Below are 23814 nucleotides of genomic sequence, written 5' to 3' on the forward strand. Positions count from 1 at the left end.
TACGCTTGCGACAAAACCCACACTTGCGCGGTGCGGGTGCGACACGCCCATCAATGCAGCGCCCCGGGGTGGTCCGCCTTGTCGATCAGCAGTGCATTGACCGACTGCGCAAAAGCGCGCCAGGCATGCGCAAGATCGCGCCGGATGTCATGCCGGTAACGGGCCGACGGCCGCGCCTCGTCCGGGAAGTTCGACAGCGCACAGGAGGTGCCGTTGTGCTTCAGCGCTTCGCCCAGCAATGCGTCGCTGAGGCCGGAGAAGGGCGCCAGCACGGCGGGTGTCAAGGCGGAGCGGCCCTGTTCGACGGCCACGCCACGCGTGTCGAAGGACAGGGTGGCGAGTTCGGCCAGTGCGTCGGCATACAGCTGGTCGATCACGTCGAGCAGCACGTTGCGCGTCAGGTCCGCGCTCTGCTGCGCCGCCAGTGCGCGCGCGATGCGCTGCCGGTACAGATTGGCGCACAGCCTGCGCTGGTCGGCCACCCAGTCGGTGAAGTGGCGCACGCTGCCTTCGTTGGCCGGTGACAGCAGCGCGTGCGAGGTGGCCGCGCGCGCCAGCAGGCGGTTGGCGATGCGCGTCGCGGCGTCGAGTGCGCCTTCCAGATAACCCGCGCCGCGCGCCGCGGTTTCGCTGCCACCCAACAGCAATCGACCCTCCCAGCGTTCGGCGGCCAGCGCCTCGCAGCCGTCCTCCGGGTGCTGGCTCGGCGCTGCCGCGTCGCGCGTGCTGCAGGTCAGCGGTTCGTTCGCCCAGTCGCGCAGGTGCAGTTCGCCCTCGTCGGCAGGCGGACCGAACAGTTGCGCCAGCTGACTGCGCACCAGCAGTTCCAGCGAAGCCGCGTAAGTCTTGCGCTGTGCCGGCGACAGCGCGACGAAACCGCCGAGTGCCGCGGCGTCGCTGCGCGCGTCACAGGCGTCGAAGATTTCCGCCAGCACTGCCTGCGGATGCGACACGAAGGCATTGCCCGACAGGCCGGCATCGCGCCAGAACGCATGGCGGTAGCGCATTGCCGCCTTGGCCTGGGCGGACATCCAGGTCGGGGTGTCCTGCAGCGCCTGCATCAGCGGCGCGTCGAGCGCCGGTTCGAAGGCGATGTGCTCGGCCACCAGCCGCGGCGGCATCGCCAGCACCACGTGTCGCGCAGCGATGACGAAATCCTCCTGCGGGCTGCGGCAATGCGCCTCGACGAAATCGCCGCGGTCGACCAGTCGCAGCAGCCTGCAGCCGGTGCGCAGGCGGTCCGGCGCCAGCCGCTGCACCAGCGCGGAGACGATGGCGCCCATGCCGCCGGAGACGCGGTGCGCGCCGTTGTGCACGCCATCCTGGGCCAGCGGTTCAGGGCTCGAATCCGTGCTGGCCAGATGCAGGATGACGCCGCTGTCGTGCTGCGCATGGCCGTCGAGGCCGAGTTCGGCGAGCAGCTTCACCATGCGCGGCTGCGTCTGCGGCCAGTACCAGCCGGGTCCGAGGTCGAGCGCTGCCTTGCCGGCCGCGCCCGGCACGGTTTCGATGCGCCCGCCGGCGCGGGGCCGCGCATCGATCAGCAGAAAGTCGCGTCCGGCCGATTGCAGCCGGCCGGCGAGGCTCAGGCCGCACAGTCCGGCGCCGACGATCAGGGTGTCCAGCATGGTGCGGTCCTCCGGGTGGCAATCAGATGCATAGCGTTCAGCAAGCATCGTTCCACGGCGCCTTGTCGCGCCGCATGGCGGCGCTGCGGGGGCGACCGGCTGACGCGACGTCGGCTTTGTCGCGTTTGGCGCATCGCCACCGCGCATGCGCAATGCAATCGTCCGCTTCCCGGGCGTGCGCGATTCTTGCTAGGTCACTGCGATGACAGCAGGCACGACATGAACGCACCCCTCACCCATCCGCCTGGCCTTGCACTGGAAGCGCTCGCCTTCGACAACCGCTACGCACGGTTGCCGGCTGCCTTCCATACGCGGCTGCCACCGTCGCCGCTGCCGTCGCCGCATCCGGTCGTCGTCAGCGAGGACGCGGCGGCGCTGATCGGTCTCGACGTCGCGCAGACGATGCGGCCGGACTTCGTCGACGCCTTCGCCGGCAACGCGCTGCTGCGCGGCAGCGATCCGCTGGCTGCGGTCTATGGCGGGCACCAGTTCGGCAGCTGGTCGGGGCGCCTGGGCGACGGCCGCGCCCACCTGCTCGGTGGCGTGCGCACGTCGTCCGGCACGCTGGAGCTGCAGCTCAAGGGGGCGGGACCCACACCGTATTCGCGCTTCTCCGACGGTCGTGCGGTGCTGCGTTCGTCCATCCGCGAATTCCTCTGTTCCGAGGCGATGGCCGCGCTCGGCATACCGACCACGCGTGCGCTGTGTGTCATCGGCTCGTCGTTGCCGGTGCAGCGTGAAACGATGGAAACGGCTGCGGTGGTGACGCGCATCGCCCCCACCTTCGTGCGCTTCGGCAGTTTCGAGTACTTCGCCGACATGGATGATGTCGCCAGCCTGCGCACGCTGGCCGATCATGTGATCGACGGCTTCCTGCCGCATCTGCGCGATGCGCCGAAGCCGTTCGAGGCACTGCTGGCCCACGTCGCCCGCCGCACCGGCGAGCTGATCGCGCACTGGCAGGCGATCGGCTTCATGCACGGCGTGATGAACACCGACAACATGTCCATCCTAGGTCTGACGCTGGACTACGGCCCGTTCGGCTTCATGGAAGCGTTCGACGCCGGGCATATCTGCAATCACTCCGACACGTACGGGCGCTACGCCTTCCGTGCGCAGCCGCGCATCGGCCTGTGGAACCTGTATGCGCTGGCCGACGCGCTGGGGCCGCTGATCGGCCATCCCGACGTCACGCGCGCGCTGGTCGACGATCACTACACGCCCGCCTTCGACGCGCACTTCGCGCAACGGATGCGGGCCCGCCTCGGTCTGGCGACGGCGCAGCCCGGCGATGCCGACTTCATCGGCGCCACCCTCGGCCTGCTGCAGCTGCAGCGCATCGACTACACGCTGTTCTTCCGCGCGCTCTCAGGCCTGCCCGGAGCGGTTCTGCGCGAGGCGCGCGCCGTCATTGACGCGCCGCTGCGCGACCTGTTCGCCGACCGCGAGGCGTGCGACGCCTGGCTGCTCGGCTGGCGTGCGCGACTCGCCCGCGAAGGCAGTCGCGATGCGGCGCGCAAGCTGGCGATGCGCGCGGTCAATCCGCGCTACGTGCTGCGCAACTGGATGGCCGAGGCGGCGATCCGCCGCGCGCGAGAGGGCGACTTCAGCGAAGTGCGCGCCGTGTTCGACTGCCTGCGCCGGCCTTTCGACGACCAGCCGGAGTGTGCCCGCTACGCCGCACCACCGCCGGACTGGGCGGCCGGCATGTCGGTCAGCTGTTCGAGCTGACACCTTTCTTCATCACTCACCGGGAACGGCCATGGACCTCATCTACAAAACCCGCGTCTTCAGCCAGGGCGGCCGCAATGGCCGCGTGCAGAGCGAAGACGGCACATTGAAGCTCGACCTCGCCGCGCCCGCCGAAATGGGCGGCAAGAAACCCGGCAGCAATCCGGAGCAGCTGTTCGCGGCCGCCTGGGCCGCCTGTTTCGAAAACTCGGTGCGGCACATCGTGCGCGCCGACCGGCTGCCGGTGAAGGGCTGCATGGTCGAGGCGGAAATATCGCTGTTCAAGAACTTCGAGGAGGCCTACCGGATGGCGATCCGCTTCACCACGGTGCTGCACGGCATCGACCAGCCGACCGCCGACTCGCTGGTCGAGCGCGCGCTGAAGGTGTGTCCGTATACAGATGCGACGAAGAACAATGTCACCGTCAGTGCGGTCGCGGTGCTCGAAGCACCGGCGACGGCTTGAAACCAGGAGACCTGCGATGACCAGTGAAAACGGCTATTTCATCGACTGGAACGGCAAGGCGCGCAGCGTGCAGGACCCGGGCGGCGATTTCGTCATCGAGATCGACCTGCCGTCGAAGTACGTCGCGCTGTACACCACCAGGGGCACGCTGATGCACGAGGCAACCTTCTACCGGACGCTGGAGGACATCGCGAACAAGGGGCTCAAGGTGGAGCTGGTGCCGGGTTCGCACCCGTGGGGCATGCAGAAGGAGTGGTAGCCGGGAAAAAGTGCGCGGCGAAAGCGCCCGGAAGGCGTTTCCGCCGCGCAACGAACATGCTCTGTTTCACCGTGCCCCGATTTCCCGGGCGCGTCACTCGCGCGCGAGATTGCGCGTGTGCATCGGCAGTTCTATCGTCAGGTCGGTACTGCCGAGACGGACGCAGCAGGCGAGCCGCGAGGCGGATTCCAGGCCCCAGGCGTCGTCGAGCTGGTCCTCCTCGTCGTCGTCCGGCTGATTGACCGACGACGCGCCCTGCCGCACGTAGATGTGGCAGGTGGCGCAGGCGGCCACCTTTTCGCAGGCATGCTCGATCGCGATGTCGTGCGCCAGCAGCGCATCGCACACGGTCGTGCCGGCCGTTACTTCGAAGCTGGTGCCGGTCGGGCACAACTGCGGATGAGGCAGTACGGTGATCCGGCTCATGTCTGCAGCGCCGATATCCGCGTGCCGGCCAGCGCACGGCGGATGCCGGCATCCATGCGCAGCCCGGCAAAGTGGGTGGTGGCGGTGTTCAGCGCCTCGCTGGCGCGCTTCAGCCGCGGCAGGTCGCCGCCGCTTTCCAGTTCGTCGGCCAGCGCGAACATCGCGGATTGCACGGCCACGAATTCGTCGTGTGTCAGCAGGGCGTGTCCGTCTTCCGCCAGCGCGGCTTCGGTCGCATCGACCAGACGGCGGGCGTCCACCTGCGCCTCGCGCAGCATGCGCGCCGCCATGTCGACGTCGGCCTTGCCCCAGGCGTCGGTCAGCATGTCGGCGATCTGCGTGTCGCTCAGACCGTAGGACGGCTTGATTTCGATGTGCGCCTCGGTGCCGCTGGTCTGCTCCCGGGCCGACACCGACAGCATGCCGTCGGCGTCGATCTGGAAGGTGACGCGGATGCGTGGCGCGCCGGCCACCATCGCCGGAATGCCGCGCAGTTCGAAGCGCGCCAGCGAACGGCAGTCGCTCACCAGTTCGCGTTCGCCCTGCACGACGTGGATCGCCATCGCGGTCTGGCCGTCCTTGTAGGTGGTGAATTCCTGCGCGCGTGCGGCCGGCAGTGTGGTGTTGCGCGGGATGACCTTCTCGACCAGACCGCCCATCGTTTCCAGACCGAGCGACAGCGGGCAGACATCGAGCAGCAGCCAGTCGCCGTCGCCGCCGGGGTTGTTGCCGGCGAGCACGTTGGCCTGCATGGCAGCGCCCAGCGCCACCACCTCGTCCGGATCGAGGTCGCTCAAGGGCTCGCGGCCGAACAGCTTGCCGACCGCGTCGCGGACCTGCGGCATGCGGGTCGAGCCGCCGACCAGCACCACGCCGTCGACCTCGTCGGCGGCGATGCCCGCGTCGCGCAGTGCGCGCCGTACCGGCGCCATGCTGCGAGCCACCAGATCGGAGGTCAGGCTTTCGAACTGTTCGCGCGTCAGTTCGAAACTGAAGCTGCGTCCATCGTCCAGCTGGCCGGCAATCGTCGTTACCGGTGCACTCGACAGCGCCTCCTTGGCGCTCCGCGCCCGCGCCAGCATCATGCGCGTTTCGCCGGCGGAGGTCGCTGCGAGTGCCAGGTTCTGCCGCAGCCAGTCGGCGATGCGATGGTCGAAATCGTCGCCGCCAAGTGCGGCATCGCCGGCGGTGGACAGCACTTCGAACATGCCCTGCGAAAGCTTCAGGATCGAAATGTCGAAGGTGCCGCCGCCGAGATCGTAGATGGCGAACACGCCCTGCGCCGCGTTATCCAGCCCGTAGGCGATGGCGGCGGCCGTGGGTTCGTTGAGCAGGCGCAGCACATTGAGGCCGGCCAGGCGCGCCGCATCCTTGGTGGCCTGACGCTGCGCGTCGTCGAAATAGGCCGGCACCGTGATGACGGCACCGACCAGATCGCCCCCCAGGCCCTCTTCGGCGCGCTGGCGCAGCGAACGCAGGATGTCGGCCGACACTTCGACCGGCGAGCGCACGCCGCTGCGGGTGGCCAGACTGAGCATGCCCGGTGTGTCCACCAGCGTGTAGGGCGTGTGCACCGACGCGTCGAGATCGGACAGCGTGCGGCCCATGAAACGCTTCACCGACACGATGGTGTTGCCGGGGTCGTCGACCTGCGCGGCCTGCGCGGCGTGGCCGACCACGATGTCGCTTTCGGCGTAGCGCACCACCGAGGGCAGCAGACGGCGCCCTTCGGCGTCGGGCAGCACGCGCGACAGTCCGCTGGCCACCGTGGCGACCAGCGAGTTGGTGGTGCCCAGATCGATGCCGACCGCCAGCCGGTGCTGATGCGGTGCGGCGCTGAGGCCCGGTTCGGCAATCTGCAGCAAGGCCATGATGGGCTACTCCCGTTTCGGTGGTGACGCCGGCGCAGCAGGCTTCAGACGCCGAAGCTTTCGCCGCAGCCGCAGGCTGCCTTGACGTTCGGATTGTTGAACTTGAAGCCTTCGTTCAGGCCTTCACGCACGAAGTCGAGTTCGGTGCCGTCGAGAAAGGGCAGGCTCTTCGGATCGACCAGCACGGTGACGCCATGGCTTTCGAAGCTCACGTCCTCCGCTTCGGCGGCGTCCGCGAACTCAAGCGCGTAAGCCAGCCCGGAACAGCCGCTGGTCTTCACCGCCAGCCGCAGGCCGACGCCCTGGCCGCGTCTGGCCAGACTTTTCTGCACATGCCGCGCCGCGGCTTCACTGATGGTGATGGTCATGGCCGGCCTCCGGTCACATCGAGAAGGAACTGCCGCAGCCGCACGACGAGGTCGCGTTCGGGTTGCGGATGATGAAGCGCGAGCCTTCGAGACCGTCCTCGAAATCGATTTCGGCGCCCATCAGGTACTGCAGGCTCATCGAGTCGGCGAGCAGCGTGACGCCGGACTGCACGATGTGCGTGTCGTCCTCGTTCACCGTCTCTTCGAAGGCGAAGCCGTACTGGAAGCCGGAACAGCCGCCGCCGGTCACATAGACGCGCAGCTTCAGTGCCGGATTGCCCTCTTCGGCAATCATTTCGGCCACCTTGCTGGCAGCCGCTTCGCAGAAGGTGATCGGCGACAGGGCGGGCGGGGTCGCCGTGGCGAGTGTGTTTTCGGCCAGCGTGTTCATGACGTTTCCTTTCAGGCGGCTTCGACGGCCGTGTTGGCGGCGGTCTGCTTGGTGCGGTAATCGGCGACGGCGGCCTTGATCGCGTCTTCGGCCAGGATGGAGCAGTGGATCTTCACCGGCGGCAACGCGAGCTCTTCGGCAATTTCGGTGTTCTTGATCGCCAGTGCCTCGTCCAGCGTCTTGCCCTTGACCCATTCGGTCACCAGCGACGACGAGGCGATGGCCGAGCCGCAGCCGTAGGTCTTGAACTTCGCGTCTTCGATGATGCCGTCGGCACCGACCTTGATCTGCAGCTTCATGACGTCGCCGCAGGCCGGCGCGCCGACCATGCCGGTGCCGACGTCTTCGTCCTGGTTCGAGTAGCCGCCCACGTTGCGCGGGTTGTCGTAGTGGTCAAGCACCTTGTCGCTGTATGCCATGGTGGTTCTCCGAAAAGGGTAAGTGAGGGGTGTTGCCTGCGCCGCTCAGTGGCTGGCCCACTGAACCGACGCCAGATCGATGCCTTCGTTGTGCATGTCCCACAGCGGCGACAGTTCGCGCAGCTTGTTCACCGCGGCGCTGACCTTCTCGATCACCGTATCGACCTCCTGCTGGGTCGTGAAGCGGCCGATCGAGAAGCGGATCGAGCTGTGCGCGAGTTCGTCGCTGCGGCCCATGGCACGCAGTACGTAGGACGGTTCCAGGCTGGCCGAGGTACAGGCCGAGCCGGACGACACGGCGACATCCTTCATGCCCATCAGCAGCGATTCGCCTTCGACGAAGTTGAAGCTGAGGTTGAGGTTGTGCGGCACGCGCTGTTCGAGGTCGCCGTTGACGAACACCTGATCGAGCGTCATCAGGCCGTTCATCAGTCGATCGCGCAGCGAGCGGATGCGCTCGTTCTCGCTGCCCATGCTGTCGCGTGCCAGCCAGTAGGCTTCGCCCATGCCGATGATCTGGTGGGTCGCCAGCGTGCCGGAACGCATGCCGCGCTCGTGGCCGCCGCCGTGGATGATGGCGTCGATGCGCACGCGCGGCTTGCGGCTGACATAGAGCGCGCCGATGCCTTTCGGGCCGTAGGTCTTGTGGGCCGACAGCGACATCATGTCGACCGGCAGCTCGTCCAGACTGAACGGCACCTTGCCGGTCGCCTGTGCGCCATCGACGTGGAACAGCACACCCTTTTCGCGGCAGATGGCGCCCAGCGCGGCGATGTCCTGGATGACGCCGGTTTCGTTGTTCACGAACATGACCGACGCGATCACCGTGTCCGGCCGCAGCGCGGCGCGGAACACGTCGAGGTCGAGCAGTCCGTTTTCCTGTACGTCGAGCACCGTCACGTCGCAGCCGGCGCGTTCGAGTTCGCGCACCGTGTCGAGCACCGACTTGTGTTCGGTCTTCACGGTCACGACATGCTTGCCTCGGCCGGCGTGGAACTGCATCGCGCCTTTGATGGCCAGGTTGTTCGATTCCGTGGCGCCGGAGGTCCACACGATGGAACGCGGATCGGCGCCGACCAGCGCGGCCACCTGTTCGCGGGCCAGTTCCACCGCTTCTTCCGCGGCCCAGCCGTAGGCATGCGAGCGGCTGGCCGGATTGCCGAAGTTGTCGAACAGCCAGGGCATCATCTTTCCGACCACCCGGGGATCGACGGGTGTGGTGGCGGCGTAGTCCAGATAGATCGGGCGGTTCATGTCGGACTCTCCTGCATGGAAGGGTTTGGCAGGGACTACGCAACTTGCGGGCCAGTTTGAAAAATTGCGATGGATCAACGACTTGCTTTTTTGTTCGTTGCGCCTTCCTCGACGGTCAGACAAGTCATGTCGAATTTGTAGGGTTGCCGACGCGCTGCAGCACGACATGCGCCGAGTCACCTGATCGGCTTGCGGATTGCGCGGCCAACGGCCGGAAATCGCGCCGGTACGGCCGTTGCGGCGGATTTGCCGGGTGGCGCCGGCAGCGGCGCGGCATGTCGGGGCGGGCATGGCACGCCACATGCATTGAGGCCTGCAACAAGGAGGTCGCAATGCGTGATGTCTTGCTTGCAGTAATCGGCATAGCGCTGGTCAACAACGTGGTGCTGGTCCGCTTCCTCGGCCTGTGCCCCTTCATGGGCGTGTCGAAGAAGATCGACAGCGCCTTCGGCATGGGGCTGGCGACCACCTTCGTCATGACACTGTCGGCGCTGGCCGCCTGGGTACTGGAACACGCGCTGTTGCTGCCGTTCGACCTGGGCTACCTGCGCATCCTGTCGTACATCGTCGTCATCGCCGCCGTCGTGCAGTTCGTCGAAATGGCGATGCGCAAATCCACGCCCGACCTGCACCGCGTGCTCGGCATCTACCTGCCGCTGATCACCACCAACTGCGCCGTGCTCGGCATCCCGCTGCTCAATGCGCAGTCGGCGCTCGGCGTCGGCATGAGCGTGCTGACCGGTTTCGCGTCGGGTGTCGGTTTCACATTGGTGATGGTGCTGTTCGCCGGGCTGCGCGAGCGGCTGCAGCTGGCGCGCGTGCCCGACAGTTTCGAGGGCGCGCCGATCGCGTTCGTCACGGCCAGCCTGCTGGCGCTGGCATTCATGGGTTTTACCGGGCTCGTACCCGCAGCAGGAGGCTGAAATGGAACAGATGATCACCGCAGTGATGAGCCTGGCCGCCATCGGCTCAGGTCTCGGCGTCGTGCTCGGTGTGGCGGCGCGCAAGTTCGCCGTCGAGGGCGACAGCCGCGTGGAAGAGATCGTGGCGATGCTGCCGGCCGCCAATTGCGGTCAGTGCGGCTTCCCCGGTTGCGAAGGCGCGGCGCAGGCCATCGTCGAGGGCGAGGCGTCGCCGACCTGCTGCCCGCCCGGTGGCAAGGTGGTGGCGCTGGCGATTGCCGGACACCTCGGCATCACGCTGGGCGACGACGACATGGAAGAGGCGCCGAAGATCGCGGTCATCGAGGACGCGATCTGCATCGGCTGCACCAAGTGCTACCGCCTGTGTCCGTCCGATGCCATCGTCGGCGCGATGAAGCAGCTGCACGGCGTGTTCGCCGAAGCCTGCACCGGCTGCAACCAGTGCGCCGACAAATGTCCGACCGGCGCCATCACGATGCAGGCACTGCCGGCCACGGCGGGCACCTGGGTGATGCCGAAGCCCGTGATGGCGGCCTGAAGTCATGGCTCACGTCGTCATCCCGCCGATCCGGCGCCTGCTCACGCGCTGGGGCATCCACCCGGACAGCCACAAGTTTCCGGCGGCCGGGCTGGACATCGCTGATGCCGGGCTGCCGCCGCTGCTGGTGCTGCCGCTGTCGCAGCAGGCCGGCGCACCGGCGCGGCCGGTGGTGAAGGTTGGCGACCACGTGCTGCGCGGTCAGCTGGTGGCCGAAGCGGTCGGTCATGTGTCGGCGCACGTGCATGCGTCGACGTCGGGCACGGTGCTGGCGATCGGCGACGCGCCGATGCCGCATCCGTCGGGGTTGCCGGGGCAGGGCATCACGCTGCGCCCGGATGGTCTCGACCGCTGGGCGCCGCGCGACGTCGAACCGTATCCGATCAATCTGGCGCCGGAAGAGATTGCCCGTCGCGTCGCGGCGGCCGGGGTCGTCGGCATGGGTGGTGCCGCGTTTCCGGCAGCCGTCAAGCTGGCGCTGGGCCAGCGCAGCGGCATTCACACCGTCATCCTCAACGGCAGCGAATGCGAGCCCTATCTGTCGTGCGACGACCGGCTGATGCAGGAGTGCGCCGGCGACATCATCGAGGGCGCGCGCCTGCTGCTGCGCGCCACCGGGGCACAGCACCTGCTGGTGGGCATCGAGGACAACAAGCCTGATGCCATCGACGCCATGAAGTTGGCGGCACATCCCTACCCGGAAGTGTCGGTCGTGCGCATTCCGAGCCGCTATCCGATGGGTGCCGAACGCCAGCTCATCCACACGCTGCTCGGTGTCGAGCCGCCGGCGGGCGGGCGCGCGGCCGACGTCGGCGTGGTGGTGCACAACGTGGGCACGGCGGCGGCGGTGTGGCGTGCACTGCGCCACGGCGAAGCGCTGACCGAGCGGGTGATAACGGTGGCCGGCGGTGCCGTTGCGGCACCGCGCAACATGCGCGTGCGTGTCGGCACGCCGATGTCATGGCTGGTCGAGCGCGCTGGCGGACTGACGCGCGAGCCGGCCCGGCTGGTGGTCGGCGGGCCGATGATGGGCGTGGCCGTGCCCGACCTCGACGTACCGGTCGGCAAGGGCGCCAGCGGCGTGCTCGCGCTCACCGCGGCCGAAGTCGGCGAACGTGAGCCGAGCGCCTGCATCCGCTGCGGCAGCTGCGTCGTCGCCTGTCCGGTCGGCCTGATGCCACTGGAAATGGCCAACCGCATCAATGCCGGCGAACTGGGGCAAGCCGAGGACATCGGCCTGCGCGACTGCCTCACCTGCGGCGCCTGCGGTTATGTGTGCCCGTCGCGCATACCGCTGGTGCAGTACTTCGCGCACGCCCGCGGCGAACTGATGGCGCGCGAACGCGAACGCAAGCGGCTCGACGAAGTGCGCGAACTGACCGAGGCGCGCGCCGCGCGCCACGAACGCGAAGCGCGTGAAAAAGCTGAAATGCACGCCCGCCGGAAAGCCGAGCGTGCCGCCGCGCAGGCGGCCGAAGCGGCGGCGAAGGCGTCCGCAACGCAGGAGGAATCGGCATGAACTCGCCAGTCCAGGCGTCGCCGCACGCGCTGTCGCGGCGCACCAGCGGCCACATCATGGCGCTGGTCATGGCGGCCCTGGTGCCGGCGACCCTGGCCGGCTTCTGGCAGTTCGGCTGGCCGGCCTTCTGCCTGTGGGCGGTCACCGTGCTGTCCTGTGTGCTGGCCGAAGCGCTGTGCCTGCAGTGGTCCGGCCGGCGCGTTGCGCCAGTATTGTCCGACGGCTCGGCCGCGCTGACCGGCTGGCTGCTCGCCATGTCGCTGCCGCCCTGGGCACCCTGGTGGATCGGCGTGCTTGGCGGCTTCATTTCCATCGTCATCGCCAAGCAGGTGTTCGGCGGGCTGGGCTGCAATGTGTTCAATCCGGCCATGGTCGGACGCACGGTACTGCTGGTGTCGTTCCCGGTTCACATGACGCAGTGGGTGAGCCCGCAGGTGCTGGCCCAGGGCACCGACCTCGCACAGGCGATTGCCATTGGCCTGAACGGCGGCATCCCCGATGCGCTGACCAGTGCGTCGCTGCTCGGTCACGTGAAGACCGAACTGGGACGCGGCCTGACGCTGGTCGATGCGCTGCACGGCTTTCTGCCGGAACAGTCGATGCTGGGCCTGCGCGCCGGCAGCCTGGGCGAAACGTCGGCGCTGCTGATCGGCGCCGGCGGGCTGTTCCTGGTGTTCAAGCGCGTCATCGGCCTGCGCATTCCGCTCGGTTTTCTTGCCGGCCTGTGCATTCCGGCGGCCATCGCGCACGCCGCGGCGCCGCAGGCCTTCCTGCCGGCGACCACCCATCTGCTGTCGGGCGGTGCGCTGCTGTGCGCCTTCTTCATCGCCACCGACTACGTGACGTCGCCCAGTGCGCCGTTCGGGCAGTGGATATTCGCCCTCGGTGCGGGTCTGCTGACCTGGTTGATCCGCACCTGGGGCGGCTATCCGGAAGGTGTCGGTTTCGCCATCCTGCTGATGAATGCCGCCACACCGCTGCTCGACCTGTGGGCCCGGCCGCGCATCTTCGGCCGGCGCATCGGCGGCAAGCCGCTGGACGCGCGCCGGGCACAGGAGGTCACGCGATGAGCGGTTCGCGCGCACCCGACGCACTGTGGTTTCCGGGCGCGTCGCTGGGTGTGGTGATGCTGGTGACCACCGCATTCCTCGCCTTCGGCCAGTTCGCGACCCGCGACCGGATCGCGCAGGCGCAATCCGATGACACGCGGCAGCAGCTCGAACAGATCCTGCCGGCCGGCTATGCAGACAACAACCTGCTGACCGACACACTGCAGCTGGCCGGGCCGGATGGCGCTCCGCTGACCGTGCATCGCGCGCGCAAGCAGGGCGCGCTGCGCGCGCTGCTGTTCGAAATGTCGGGCTACGGCTACGGCGGGCGCATCGTGCTGCTGATGGCGGTCGATGTCGACGGTCGCATCGTCGGCGTGCGGGTGACGAAGCACAACGAAACACCGGGCCTGGGCGACAAGATCGAGGTCGCGCGCCATGACTGGATACGTTCTTTCGACGGCAAGTCGCAGCAGCAGCCGGCACCGGCGCGCTGGGCGGTGAAGAAGGACGGCGGCGACTTCGACCAGTTCGCCGGCGCCACCATCACGCCGCGCGCGGTCGTCGCGACAGTCAAGAAAGGCCTCGAATTTCTCGCTGCACACCGCGCTGAACTGACGGCGGATGCGAGCGGCGAGGCGGTGCAGGTCAGCGGGGAAAAACCATGAGTGACAGTCCGTCAGCAAAGACCGTCGCACGCGACGGCCTGTGGGACAACAATGCGGTGCTCGGCCAGATGCTCGGGCTGTGTCCGGCCATGGCGGTGACCAGCAGCGCGACCAATGGTCTGGGCATGGGTCTGGCGACCATGGTCGTGCTGGTCATGTCGAATGCGCTCATTTCGTCGCTGCGTCACTGGGTCAGCGACGAGGTGCGCATTCCGGTCTTCATCGTGCTGATCGCCGGCATGGTGACGCTGGTCGATATGGGCCTGAACGCCTGGTTCCACGACCTGTACAAGGTGCTCGGCATCTTCATCGCGCTGATTGTCGTCAATTGCGCGGTGCTCGGCCGCGCCGAGGCCTTCGCGTCGCGCCAGTCGGCGGCGCTGTCGGCATTCGACGGTCTGGCCACCGGCCTCGGCTTCACGCTGGCGCTGACCGTGATGGGTGCGCTGCGCGAAATCACCGGTGCCGGCACGCTGTTCGCGAATGCACATCTGCTGCTCGGGCCGCATTTCGCCTTTCTCGAAACGAAGGTGCTGCCGGCGGATTCCGGCGCGTTGTTCATGATCCTGCCGCCGGGCGGATTCCTGGCGCTCGGCCTGCTGATCGCGGGACGCCGCTGGCTGCAGCGGCGCGCCGATCGGCGTGCCGCTGCGCTGACCGGCGCGCAGGCCGCTCACTGAAGGAGGCGCGCCATGCGGATCGCCGTTGCCTACGCTGGAAGTATCGCCAACCACTGGCTGAAGATCGACGTGCCGGACACCTGCACGGTGGCCGAAGGCATTGAGCTGTCGGGCATCCTGAAGCTGTGTCCGGACATCGACCTCAGCCGGCAGAAGGTCGGCGTGTTCGGCAAGGTCGTGAAGAAGGACGCACCGCTGCGCCCGGGCGACCGCATCGAAATCTATCGGCCGATCATCTGCGACCCGGAAACGGTGCCGCGCAAGAACGGCGTGTCGGACGACGATGACGACGACTGAAACGGAGCAGGCGCCGGGCGCGACCGCGTCTGCTGTCGAGGTCGTGCGCGCCTATCACCTGCGCACCCGCCACCGCTACGCCGCGTATGCCGCCGGCCCGGAGACGCTGGACTGGGACGCGCAACCTTCGCCATTCCGGCACTTCGAAGGTGCGCCGCGCAGCACGCTGCCGCTGGCGACCGACGACGCCAATCCGGCCCGGCCGCGCCTCGATCAGGACTTCGCCGCGCTCGATGCGCCGCTGCCGCCATTGCCGCTGTCGCTGCACACGCTGGGCGCGCTGCTGCACCTGTCGCTCGGGCTGACGGCGTGGAAATCGAGCGGCCCGGACCGCTGGGCGGTGCGCGCCAATCCGTCCAGCGGCAACCTGCACCCGGTGGAGGCGTATCTGGTGATACGCGGGCTCGATGCGCTCGCTGACGGGCTGTACCACTACCTGCCGGAGACGCACGAGCTGGAATGCCGCGCCCGCCATGGTGCTTGTTCCGCCGGAAGCGCCGGCGTGCACGTCGTGCTGACGTCGGTCATGTGGCGCGAGGCATGGAAGTACGGCGAACGCGCCTTCCGCTACTGCCAGCTGGATACGGGTCACGCAGTCGGTGCGTTGCGCTATGCGGCGGCCGTGCTCGGCTGGACGCTGCAGGCGCAGCCGGACATCGACGGGGCGTCGCTGGCGGCGCTCGCCGGCACCGATCGCCTGCAGGACTTTCCGGCACGCCGTACCGTCGACACCGAAATCGAGGAGGCCGAACTGCTGCTCGCCATCGGCTGCGATGGCGGCGACGGTCCGCCACTGCCCGGGCTCGGACACGTACAGTGGTTCGGCACGGCGAGCACGGTGGACCGCCATCCGATGTATCGCTGGACGGCGGTGGGCGAGGTGGCGGCCGCCACCCGCGGCGCCGTGCAGGGCGCAGCGCCGGTTGCCGTCGTGCGTCCGGAGGTGGTGTTTGCCGCCTGCGGGCGATCGGTTGCCGACGTGCTGCTGGGGCGACGCAGCGCGCAGCGCTTCGATGCGCGGGAGGTGCTGGCGCGCGACGCCTTCGAACGTCTGCTGGAACGGCTGCAGCCGTCCGGCGCCATGCCGTGGGATGCGCTGCCCGGCGGCTGGCGCATCGATCTGCTGCTGTTCGTGCATCGCGTCGAAAACCTGTCGCCCGGGGTCTATCTGCTGTCGCGCGGCCGCGTCGAACAGGGCGTGCCGGCGCGGCTGGCCCGCCAGCACGACCTGGTGCCCGTGGACGGTGTCGCCATGCCGCTCTACCGGCTGGCGGCGATGGAACCGATGGCGCTTGCGCGTCTTGCCCGCAGCCTGCACTGCCATCAGGACATCGCCGCCAACGCCTGCCTTGCGCTCGGCATGCTGTGCGAGTTCGAAGCCGCGCTGGCGGCGTCCGCCGCCAACTATCGCGATCTGCACCGGCAGGCCGGACTCATTGGCCAGGTGCTCTATGCCGAGGCGGAGGCGATGGGCCTGCGCGGCACCGGCATCGGCTGCTTTTTCGACGACGCAGTGCACGAGCTGATCGGCCTCGAAGGCACGGCGCACCAGACGCTGTATCACTTCACCCTCGGGCGCGCGATCGACGATGCGCGCATCGAATCATCGCCGGCCTACGCGCAGCGTACCCCGGCCGAACCGGAACCCACGCCATGAACGACACCGCGACCGCTTCCCGCCATCGCTGCATTCCCGCCGACCAGGCGGCCGACCTGCTGCTGCGCCATCGCAGCGGCGGCCTCGCGTCGCTCGCACTGTTCGACACGCGCGACCGTGCCAGCTACGAACGCGCGCACATCGCCGGCGCGCAGCATCTGACCGAAGCCGGCTTCGGCGACGCCATGCAGGCGGTCGGCCGGTCGACGCCGGTGCTCATCTACTGTTACCACGGCAACGCCAGCAAGACCTGGGCGGGCATGTTCGCCGACTTCCGCTACGCCGAGGTCTACAGCGTCGACGGCGGCCACGATGCGCTCGCCGCGGCGCTTGGCCGGCGCGCGTCGGAAGGTGCCGGGCAGCCTCCGTCGGCTGGCGGTTCGGCTGCGCTGCAGGCCTTCGTGGCCGAACACGGCTTTGACGCCAGCGATCTCGATGTTTCCCGCGAACACGGCCTGACGCCGCTGATGCGCGCGGCGCTGTCCGGCCGGGCCGATCTCGTGGACGAACTGCTGGCGCTCGGGGTCGCCGTCGATCGGCGCAACGGCGACGGCAACAATGCGCTGTGGCTGGCCTGCGTGTCCGGTCAGGCCGGCATCGTGCGTGCGCTGGTCGCGGCAGGCATCCATGTCGACAACCGCAACGACACCGGCGCCACCGCGCTGATGTACACCGCGTCGAGCGGCAAGCACGACATGCTGGCGCTGCTGCTCGAATGCGGTGCGGATCCGATGATCCGCACCGACGACGATTACCTCGCCGCCGATCTGGCCGCCACCGTGGAATGCCTGCGCCTGCTGCGACACACCGTGCGCTGAACTGATCCGGGCCCCTGCAGCGACCGTTCGGGCTTCGTCCGCGAATCCGGCCGGCAGCGCGCATGACGTCGCGACGATGTGTCATCGTCGACGCCTGCGCAAGTCTGTCGGGGGAATGCTGTGAGTGAGTTGCCGGCCCAGTACGGCCTGTGGTTGCTGTTTGCCGTGGTGCTGGCGGAACAGCTCGGGTTGCCGATTCCGGCCATGCCGCTGGTCATGCTGGCCGGCGCGCGCGTGGCCGACGATCCGATGTATGGCGTGATCGCACTGCTGGTGGCGGTGCTGGCATCGACACCGGGCGATCTGGCCTGGTACGTCGCTGGCCGGCGGCACGGCCATCGCGTGCTGAAGCTGCTGTGCCGCATTTCGCTGTCGCCCGACACCTGCGTGCGCACCAGCGAATCGACCTTCTCCCGCTACGGTCTGGCGACGCTGGTGATCGCCAAGTTCGTGCCCGGCCTGTCCACGCTGGCGCCGCCGCTGGCCGGTGCGCTGGGCATGCGGCCGAGCGCCTTCATGTTGTTCAATACCGCCGGTGCGCTGCTGTGGGCGGGCGCCGCGCTGGCCATCGGACTGGTGTTCCACGAACAGATCGGTGCCGTGCTCGACTATCTGGCCGGCCTGGGGTCGGTGGCGGCCGCCGTGGTCGGCACGCTGCTCGCGTTGTACATCGGGTATCGCTGGTTCGACCGCCAGCGCGCGATGAAGGCGCTGCGCGCGGTCCGGCTGGCGCCCGCCGACCTGCTGGACATGCTCGACAGCGGCGTCGACGTGACGGTGATCGACGTGCGCTCGGGGCTGATCACCGACGCCGAACCGGTGCGCATTCCCGGTGCGTTGCTGATCGCGCTCGAACGGATCGATGCCGAGGCGCACCGGTTGCCGCGCGACCGGCCGGTCATCGTGTACTGCGCGTGCCCGAACGACGTGTCGGCGGTGCGTGCCACCTTGAAGCTGCGCGCTGCCGGCATCGCCGACGCGCGTCCGCTGCTCGGCGGCATCGGCGGCTGGAAGGCGGCCGGCTACCGGCTGGAGACGATCGAGCCGGCCGCCGGCGTTTGACCCGGCTTGCGCAGCGCCGTAGGCTGCGCGCCCTTGTTGTCCATGTAGTGAACGCATCATGAGCCTGACCGCCTGCGGCATCGATTTCGGTACCTCCAACTCCACCGCCGCGGTGCACGACGGTGCGGTCGCCCGTCTGTTGCCGCTGGAAGCGGGGCGGCTGACGCTGCCGTCGGCCGTGTTCTTCAATCTCGACGAAGACACGATGTCGTTCGGCCGTGCGGCGCTCAACGAATACCTCGAAGGTTACGAGGGGCGCCTGATGCGCTCGATGAAAAGCCTGCTCGGCAGCGGCCTGATGGACACCGGCACCGATGTGGGCGGCCGTCACCTCGCCTTCCGCGACCTGATCGGCGGCTTTCTCGCCGAAATCCGCAAGCGCGCCGAAACCGCGGCGCGCTGCGGCTTCGACCAGGTGGTCATCGGCCGGCCGGTGTATTTCGTCGACGATGATCCCGAAGCCGACCAGCTGGCCGAAGACACGCTGGCGCAGATCGTGCGCGGACTGGGCTTTCGTGACGTCAGTTTCCAGTTCGAACCGATCGCCGCGGCGCATGCGTTCGAACAGACCGTCGAGCGGGAATCGCTGGTGCTGGTGGTCGACATCGGCGGCGGCACGTCCGACTTTTCCCTGGTCCGCCTGTCACCCAAGCGGCGCAAGGCGACCGACCGCAGCGCCGACCTGCTGGGCACCAGCGGCGTGCATATCGGCGGCACCGATTTCGACAAGCGGCTGTCGCTCGCCTGCGTCATGCCCGAGCTGGGCATGGGCGGTCTGCTGGCCAGCGGCGCCATCCTGCCCAACACCACCTATTTCCAGCTGGCCACCTGGCACACCATCCATCTCGCCTATCCGCGCGCCGTGCTGGCCAGCCTGCAGGACATGCGACTCGACGTGGTCGACACGAAGCGCTTCGACCGCCTGCTGCGCGTGGTGCGCGAGCGCAGCGGCCACCGCATCGCCATGCGCTCGGAAGCGGCGAAGATCGAACTGTCGCAGGCGCTCGCCTGCGAGCTCGATCTCGATGTGGCCGAAGCCGGCCTGGCGGTGACGCTGACGCGCCCGCAGTTCGAAGCCGCCATCGCCGCCGAGATCGAACGCGTGTGCGCCGCCGCGCAGCGCTGCCTGGATCACGCCGGCGTGCGGGCGGATACGCTCGACACGCTGTTCTTCACCGGCGGCTCGAGTGCCGTGCCGGTGCTGCGTGACGCGCTGTCCCGGCGCTTCCCGAAAGCACGCCCGGTCGAGGGCGACCTGTACGGCAGCGTCGGCTGCGGCCTGGCCGTCGTGGCGAGGCAGCGCTACGGTTGATCGGCCGTTGCGCGGCCGCAGTTGCCGAGGCCGCCGCTCCCACAGGTGCTCCCCCAGCCAGCATCACACCCCGCACACCGTACCGGGCTCACCCGCGGCAGGGCGGTCGCTTATGCACCTCCCCGTGGCCGTTCGATGCCGAGCTTTTTCATGCGCGAGCGCAGGGTGCCGGCAGCCAGGCCCAGCGTGGCGGCGGCGCCGGATTTGCCTTCGATGACCCAGTTGCGGTCGCCCAGCACCTGGGTGATGTGGCGGCGCTCGACCGATTCGAGGTCGAGGGCGGTGGCCGCAGTCGCGGTTGGCGGACCCGTGTTGTCGCCCAGCGGGGGCACGTCGAGCACGCTGCCGCGGCACACGATGGTGGCGCGCTCGATCACGTTCTGCAGCTCGCGGATATTGCCCGGCCAGTCGTAGGCCTGCAGCCGCTCCAGCGCACGTGCCGATACGCCGTCGATCGCCTTGCCATGGTCGGTCGAGAATTTCTTCAGGAAGTGCGCAACCAGCGCCGGAATGTCTTCCCGGCGCTGGCGCAGCGGCGGCAGCTCGACCGGGAACACATTGATGCGGTAGTACAGGTCGGCGCGGAAGCTGCCGTCCTTCACCATGGCCTTGAGGTCGCGGTGGGTGGCGACGACGATGCGCACGTCGACCTTGACCGTGGTCTGCCCGCCGACCCGCTCGAATTCGTGTTCCTGCAGCACGCGCAGCAACTTGGCCTGGGTGTCCGGCGGCAGCTCGCCGATTTCGTCGAGGAACAGGGTGCCTCCGTCGGCCAGTTCGAAGCGGCCGAGCCGGCGTGTCGCAGCGCCGGTGAAGGCGCCTTTCTCGTGGCCGAACAGTTCGCTTTCGACCAGATTCGACGGGATGGCCGCGCAGTTGAGCTTGATGAAGGGTTTGTCGCTGCGGTCGCTGCGGTCGTGCAGCGCGCGTGCCAGCGATTCCTTGCCGACGCCGCTTTCGCCGAGGATAAGCACGGTGGCCGACGTGCCGGCGACCTGGTCGATGCGCGCCAGCACCTCGTTCAGCTTCGGGCTCTGGCCGACGATGTCCGACGACGGTGTCGCCGTCAGCATTTCCGCCTTCAGATAGACGTTCTCGTCGGCCAGCCGCTTGCCCAGTTCGCTCACCTGACCGAGTGCGTCATTGAGCGCGCGCTCCGCTTCGCGCTGCGCGGTCACGTCCACCGGGTAGGCGTGAAACACGTCGTCCTGTTCGATGTAGTGCGCCTTGCAGTGCAGGATGCGATCGCCGACCGCGTATTCCCAGTCGGCTGACGGCGGCGCCGCCTCGCGCAGCGCACGCAGCCGCTCGGCGAGGTCATCGGGCAGCAGGCGCAGCGGCTCGCCGCCGGTGTGGCCGATCACCGCCAGCAGGTCGCGCGCCCCCGGGTTGGCGTAGGTGATGGCACCCCTGCTGTCCAGCCGCAGCACGGCCGACGGATTGCGCTCGGGAAACAGCGCAATCGTGCGCTGATGGCCGCTGGCGTCGAAGTAGCGCTTCAGGTTGAATGCCACCAGCGTGCCGAGCAGCAGCAGGACGGCCGAATAGCCATGGACGATGAAGGCGATGAAACGCGTCGCGGCGTGGGTTTCCTCGACACTGGCGCTGAACTCGCTGCGGATGTCGTCGACGATGCTGGCCAATTCACCGCCCATCTCGTCGGCGTGCAGGCCGACCTGCGACAGCAGCGCCATGGCCGCGCCATCATCCGGGCGCGGGCTGGACAGCGCGCTTTCGAGTTGTTCCGCCAGGCTCTGCACTTCGCCCAAGCCGATGCGGCAGATCGTCGCGTCCTGGTCGTCGAGCGCGTTTTCCAGCTTGTCCAGCTGGGTCACCAGCATGGCGTGATTGCTGCGATACAGCTGCCGGAATTCATTCACGTCGCGGCTGGCGTAGTAGCGATACAGGATGGCCTGCTGTGCCGCGATCGGTCCGCGCAGGCTGGAGATCGCCTCCAGCGCGGGCAGGCGCATCGTGAACAGCCGTTCCGACGCCCGTTCGAGCGCCCGCGTCTGCAGGTACACCGCGCTGGCCAGCACCACGCTGATCACGGTCGCGACGACGAAGGCGATGACCAGACCGCGGGCGGGCGGCTTCACCAGTACGCTGGCGTCGGCCGAGCGAGCTTCGCTTCCGGGCATTGGAAGGGGAAGGGAAAAGGAAAAAGAAAAGGGCGGGGGCATCGCGGGCATCGGTCATCACGGGGTCACTGGACCCTCGATCAGACCGCCGCGATGGTGCCAACCTTACCCGTCGGTGCCCGGCGTGCCCGCGACCGGTCGTGGCTGTGTGTCATCGGTCACGGCCGGCTGCCAGCCGCCGCCCAGCGCGCGGAACGATGCCACTGCGGCCCGCGCGGCGTCGGCTTCGGCCTGGATGCGCGCGTCGCGCGTGCGCAGCAACCGGCTGTCCGCGTCGAGCACCTCGACCAGACTGACCACGCCGCCCTGCCAGGCCGCGAAGGCGCGCGTGCGTGCCCGGGTCAGCGCCGCCTCGCCGGTGCTCAGCGTCGCGGCCTGCGCCTCGCGCTTGACCAGCGCGGTGAAGGCATTCTCGACCTCTTCGGTGGCACGCAGCACGGCTTGCCGATAGTGCGCCAGCGCCTCGGCTTCGCCGCCGCGGGCGGCGGCCACTTCGGCGTCGACGCGCCCGAAGTCGAACAGGCGCCAGCGCAGGCCGGCGGCCAGACGGGCTTGCGCGGCGCCCGACGCGATCAGGCTGTCGCCGCCCGTCGTGGCAAAACCCAGCAGGCCGGTCAGCGCCATGCGCGGGTAGTACGCGGCGATGGCTTCGCCGATGCGCGCATTCGAGGCGGCCAGCCGGTATTCGGCCGCCATCAGGTCGGGCCGGCGCCGGATCAGGCTGGCGGGGCCGCCCGCCGTGGCGACCGCCGGCGCACGCGGCAGCGCAGCGGGCGGTTCGAGTTCGGCGCGCCAGTGGCCGGGGGCATCGCCGGTCAGCACGTCGAGCGCGAACATCGCGGCATCGCGCCCGGCTTCGAGTGCGGGCAGCGCGGCCTCGACTTCCGCCAGCGCGCCCTGCGCCTGATCGAGCTGCAGTTCGGCGGCCAGACCGCGCGACACCTGCAGCGCAATCAGCCCGACCAGACGGCGCTGCGTATCGATCTGTTCGTGCAGCACCTGCAGCCGCGACTGCAGCGCCCGCACGTATATATAGGTGTCGGCCGCCTGCGCCACCACGGCGAGTCGCGCGCCCGCCTCGCCGGCACCGGCCGCCAGATAGTCGGCGCGGGCGGCGTCCTCGCCGCGCTGCAGGCCACCGAACAGGTCCAGTTCCCAGCTTGACCCTGCATTGAGCGCGTATTCGTCGGCCGTGCGGTCAAAGCCGGGGCGCGCGTCGAGCAGGCGACCCAGCGGCGTCTGTACCGACAGTCGGCCGGTGGCCGCCTCGGCGCCCAACTGGCCGGACGGGCGCTGGATGGCCGTGCGCACCGCCAGCCCCGCACGCGCCTGTTCGAGCCGTGCCGCCGCGACCGCCAGATCGAGGTTGCCGGCCAGCACGCGCGCGACGATGCGGTCGAGCAGCGGGTCGTCGAAGCCGGTCCACCAGCGCACGGGATCTTCGGCACCGGCCGGAGCACTGCGCACGTCGACGGCGCCGGCCGACACGAAATGCGTGCCGGCCGGCGGTTCGGGGCGGCGGAAGTCGGGGCCGACCGCGCAGCCACCCAGGGTGAGGCCGGTCAGCATCCAGACGGCGGCAGTCGGCAGGCGGCGGAGGGATGACGGCATTGCGCGCTCCTGATAAAGAGTTACAAGTTTATATACTCGTTACTCGTTGTCAATGCAGGGTCGACCTTGTAACCTTGCTTCATGGATGACATCGCAGCCCACGACACCCCTTTGGCGACCGGTCAGCGCGGCCCGGTCGAACACGAACGGCGCGAGCAGATCATCGCCGCCGCCGACGAACACTTCCGTCACTACGGTTACCAGAAGACCACGGTGGCCGACCTGGCGCGCGCCATCGGTGTGTCGAGCGCCTACGTCTATCGCTTCTTCGAGTCCAAGCAGGCGATCGGCGAGGCGGTCTGCAGGATGACGCTGCAGCCGCTGGACGAACGGCTGATGGCCATCGCGAGCGAGGACGCACCTGCCGCGGATCGGCTGAGACGCTTCTACCGCGCGCTTTTCGAAGAAGGCTTCGAACTGTTCTTCAACGAGCGCCGGTTGCACGACATCGTGGTTGCGGCGGTCGAAGAGGGCTGGGGCTCGGTGGCGCAGCACAAGGACGCCATCCTGCAGGCGCTGTGCCGCATCGTCGCCGATGGCCGCGAGCGCGGCGAATTCGAGCGCAAGACGCCGCTCGACGAGGTGTGCCGCGCCATTTTCGTCACCACGTCGCCGTTCTGCCATCCGGTGATGCTCGAACAGACGCCGCGCGAGGAAATCGCCGTGAACGCGGCGGCGGTGTCCAGCCTGGTGCTGCGCAGCCTTTCGCCTTGAGCAACAGTTTTC

24 protein-coding genes are annotated in these 23814 nt (G+C 68.6%); 15 read left to right on the forward strand and 9 right to left on the reverse strand.

From position 1 onward, the window contains the following. Positions 1-50 precede the first annotated feature (50 nt). The gene (locus Q8Q80_RS05800; RefSeq protein WP_305632013.1) at positions 51-1628 is read right to left on the reverse strand and encodes an FAD-dependent oxidoreductase; all 1578 of its coding nucleotides are present in this window, start codon (positions 1626-1628) and stop codon (positions 51-53) included. A gap of 219 nt (positions 1629-1847) precedes the next feature. Here Q8Q80_RS05800 and Q8Q80_RS05805 point away from each other — a divergent pair, with 219 nt between their 5' ends. From Q8Q80_RS05805 to Q8Q80_RS05815, 3 genes are read left to right on the forward strand one after another with little or no spacing between them, the layout of a single operon-like run. Continuing rightward, entirely contained in the window at positions 1848-3359 is a 1512-nt protein-coding gene (locus tag Q8Q80_RS05805; RefSeq protein ID WP_305632014.1) for a YdiU family protein, read from the forward strand. 31 nt (positions 3360-3390) lie between these two features. After that, positions 3391-3825: an Ohr family peroxiredoxin gene (locus Q8Q80_RS05810; protein WP_257080256.1), complete on the forward strand. Its 435-nt coding sequence runs from the start codon at positions 3391-3393 to the stop codon at positions 3823-3825. Positions 3826-3841: 16 nt separating this feature from the next. Then, complete coding sequence (locus Q8Q80_RS05815; protein ID WP_305615542.1) at positions 3842-4084, forward strand: hypothetical protein; 243 nt, start codon at positions 3842-3844, stop codon at positions 4082-4084. 93 nt (positions 4085-4177) lie between these two features. Here the strand turns inward: Q8Q80_RS05815 and fdx are convergent, their stop codons facing one another. From fdx to Q8Q80_RS05845, 6 genes are read right to left on the reverse strand one after another with little or no spacing between them, the layout of a single operon-like run. Continuing rightward, positions 4178-4510 carry an ISC system 2Fe-2S type ferredoxin gene (gene fdx, locus Q8Q80_RS05820; RefSeq protein WP_305632015.1) on the reverse strand — a complete coding sequence of 111 codons (333 nt, stop codon included), beginning with the start codon at positions 4508-4510 and terminating at the stop codon, positions 4178-4180. Then, positions 4507-6381: a Fe-S protein assembly chaperone HscA gene (hscA, locus tag Q8Q80_RS05825; RefSeq protein WP_305632016.1), complete on the reverse strand. Its 1875-nt coding sequence runs from the start codon at positions 6379-6381 to the stop codon at positions 4507-4509. Before hscA ends, fdx begins: the two co-directional genes overlap by 4 nt. 44 nt (positions 6382-6425) lie before the next feature. After that, positions 6426-6749 carry an iron-sulfur cluster assembly protein IscA gene (gene iscA / locus Q8Q80_RS05830; RefSeq protein WP_257080260.1) on the reverse strand — a complete coding sequence of 108 codons (324 nt, stop codon included), beginning with the start codon at positions 6747-6749 and terminating at the stop codon, positions 6426-6428. 13 nt (positions 6750-6762) lie between these two features. Further along, on the reverse strand, positions 6763-7140 hold the full coding sequence (erpA, locus tag Q8Q80_RS05835; RefSeq protein ID WP_305632017.1) for an iron-sulfur cluster insertion protein ErpA: 378 nt from the start codon (positions 7138-7140) through the stop codon (positions 6763-6765). Positions 7141-7151: 11 nt separating this feature from the next. Continuing rightward, positions 7152-7559, reverse strand: coding sequence for a Fe-S cluster assembly scaffold IscU (iscU, locus tag Q8Q80_RS05840; RefSeq protein ID WP_257080262.1), 408 nt, complete (start codon positions 7557-7559; stop codon positions 7152-7154). Between the two features lie 45 nt (positions 7560-7604). Beyond that, positions 7605-8813: an IscS subfamily cysteine desulfurase gene (locus tag Q8Q80_RS05845; protein WP_305632018.1), complete on the reverse strand. Its 1209-nt coding sequence runs from the start codon at positions 8811-8813 to the stop codon at positions 7605-7607. 332 nt (positions 8814-9145) lie between these two features. On the opposite strand from Q8Q80_RS05845, the gene rsxA reads away from it, so the two are divergent. The 11 genes from rsxA to Q8Q80_RS05900 all read left to right on the forward strand — a co-directional run bounded on the left by rsxA (position 9146) and on the right by Q8Q80_RS05900 (position 19336). Continuing rightward, positions 9146-9736 (forward strand): electron transport complex subunit RsxA, encoded by a 591-nt coding sequence (rsxA, locus tag Q8Q80_RS05850; RefSeq protein ID WP_305632019.1) that lies wholly within the window; start codon positions 9146-9148, stop codon positions 9734-9736. 1 nt (position 9737) lies between these two features. Further along, positions 9738-10274 carry an RnfABCDGE type electron transport complex subunit B gene (locus Q8Q80_RS05855; RefSeq protein WP_305632020.1) on the forward strand — a complete coding sequence of 179 codons (537 nt, stop codon included), beginning with the start codon at positions 9738-9740 and terminating at the stop codon, positions 10272-10274. A 4-nt stretch (positions 10275-10278) separates the two neighbouring features. Further along, the gene (gene rsxC, locus Q8Q80_RS05860; RefSeq protein ID WP_305632021.1) at positions 10279-11793 is read left to right on the forward strand and encodes an electron transport complex subunit RsxC; all 1515 of its coding nucleotides are present in this window, start codon (positions 10279-10281) and stop codon (positions 11791-11793) included. Further along, entirely contained in the window at positions 11790-12863 is a 1074-nt protein-coding gene (locus Q8Q80_RS05865; RefSeq protein ID WP_305632022.1) for an RnfABCDGE type electron transport complex subunit D, read from the forward strand. The genes rsxC and Q8Q80_RS05865 overlap by 4 nt, the downstream gene beginning before the upstream one ends. Further along, on the forward strand, positions 12860-13510 hold the full coding sequence (gene rsxG, locus Q8Q80_RS05870) for an electron transport complex subunit RsxG (RefSeq protein ID WP_305632023.1): 651 nt from the start codon (positions 12860-12862) through the stop codon (positions 13508-13510). The genes Q8Q80_RS05865 and rsxG overlap by 4 nt, the downstream gene beginning before the upstream one ends. Further along, positions 13507-14190 carry an electron transport complex subunit E gene (locus tag Q8Q80_RS05875; protein WP_305632024.1) on the forward strand — a complete coding sequence of 228 codons (684 nt, stop codon included), beginning with the start codon at positions 13507-13509 and terminating at the stop codon, positions 14188-14190. The genes rsxG and Q8Q80_RS05875 overlap by 4 nt, the downstream gene beginning before the upstream one ends. A 12-nt stretch (positions 14191-14202) precedes the next feature. Next, positions 14203-14487 carry an RnfH family protein gene (locus tag Q8Q80_RS05880; protein ID WP_257080270.1) on the forward strand — a complete coding sequence of 95 codons (285 nt, stop codon included), beginning with the start codon at positions 14203-14205 and terminating at the stop codon, positions 14485-14487. Then, positions 14474-16144, forward strand: a complete 1671-nt coding sequence (locus Q8Q80_RS05885) for a SagB family peptide dehydrogenase (protein ID WP_305632025.1) — start codon at positions 14474-14476, stop codon at positions 16142-16144. Before Q8Q80_RS05880 ends, Q8Q80_RS05885 begins: the two co-directional genes overlap by 14 nt. Further along, positions 16141-16962: an ankyrin repeat domain-containing protein gene (locus tag Q8Q80_RS05890; protein ID WP_305632026.1), complete on the forward strand. Its 822-nt coding sequence runs from the start codon at positions 16141-16143 to the stop codon at positions 16960-16962. The genes Q8Q80_RS05885 and Q8Q80_RS05890 overlap by 4 nt, the downstream gene beginning before the upstream one ends. Positions 16963-17082: 120 nt before the next feature. Next, entirely contained in the window at positions 17083-18024 is a 942-nt protein-coding gene (locus Q8Q80_RS05895; protein ID WP_305632027.1) for a VTT domain-containing protein, read from the forward strand. 58 nt (positions 18025-18082) lie between these two features. Continuing rightward, the gene (locus Q8Q80_RS05900) at positions 18083-19336 is read left to right on the forward strand and encodes an Hsp70 family protein (RefSeq protein WP_305632028.1); all 1254 of its coding nucleotides are present in this window, start codon (positions 18083-18085) and stop codon (positions 19334-19336) included. 110 nt (positions 19337-19446) lie between these two features. Here the strand turns inward: Q8Q80_RS05900 and Q8Q80_RS05905 are convergent, their stop codons facing one another. Together Q8Q80_RS05905 and Q8Q80_RS05910 are read right to left on the reverse strand one after the other, a co-directional pair. Next, positions 19447-21477 (reverse strand): sigma-54-dependent Fis family transcriptional regulator, encoded by a 2031-nt coding sequence (locus tag Q8Q80_RS05905; RefSeq protein WP_305632029.1) that lies wholly within the window; start codon positions 21475-21477, stop codon positions 19447-19449. Positions 21478-21582: 105 nt separating this feature from the next. Beyond that, positions 21583-23088 carry an efflux transporter outer membrane subunit gene (locus tag Q8Q80_RS05910; RefSeq protein ID WP_305632030.1) on the reverse strand — a complete coding sequence of 502 codons (1506 nt, stop codon included), beginning with the start codon at positions 23086-23088 and terminating at the stop codon, positions 21583-21585. Positions 23089-23169: 81 nt separating this feature from the next. Between Q8Q80_RS05910 and Q8Q80_RS05915 the strand changes: the two genes are divergently transcribed. Beyond that, positions 23170-23802 carry a TetR/AcrR family transcriptional regulator gene (locus Q8Q80_RS05915; protein WP_305632031.1) on the forward strand — a complete coding sequence of 211 codons (633 nt, stop codon included), beginning with the start codon at positions 23170-23172 and terminating at the stop codon, positions 23800-23802. Positions 23803-23814: the final 12 nt, after the last annotated feature.

Source organism: Methyloversatilis sp. (genome assembly GCF_030698125.1).
GTDB lineage: Bacteria > Pseudomonadota > Gammaproteobacteria > Burkholderiales > Rhodocyclaceae > Methyloversatilis.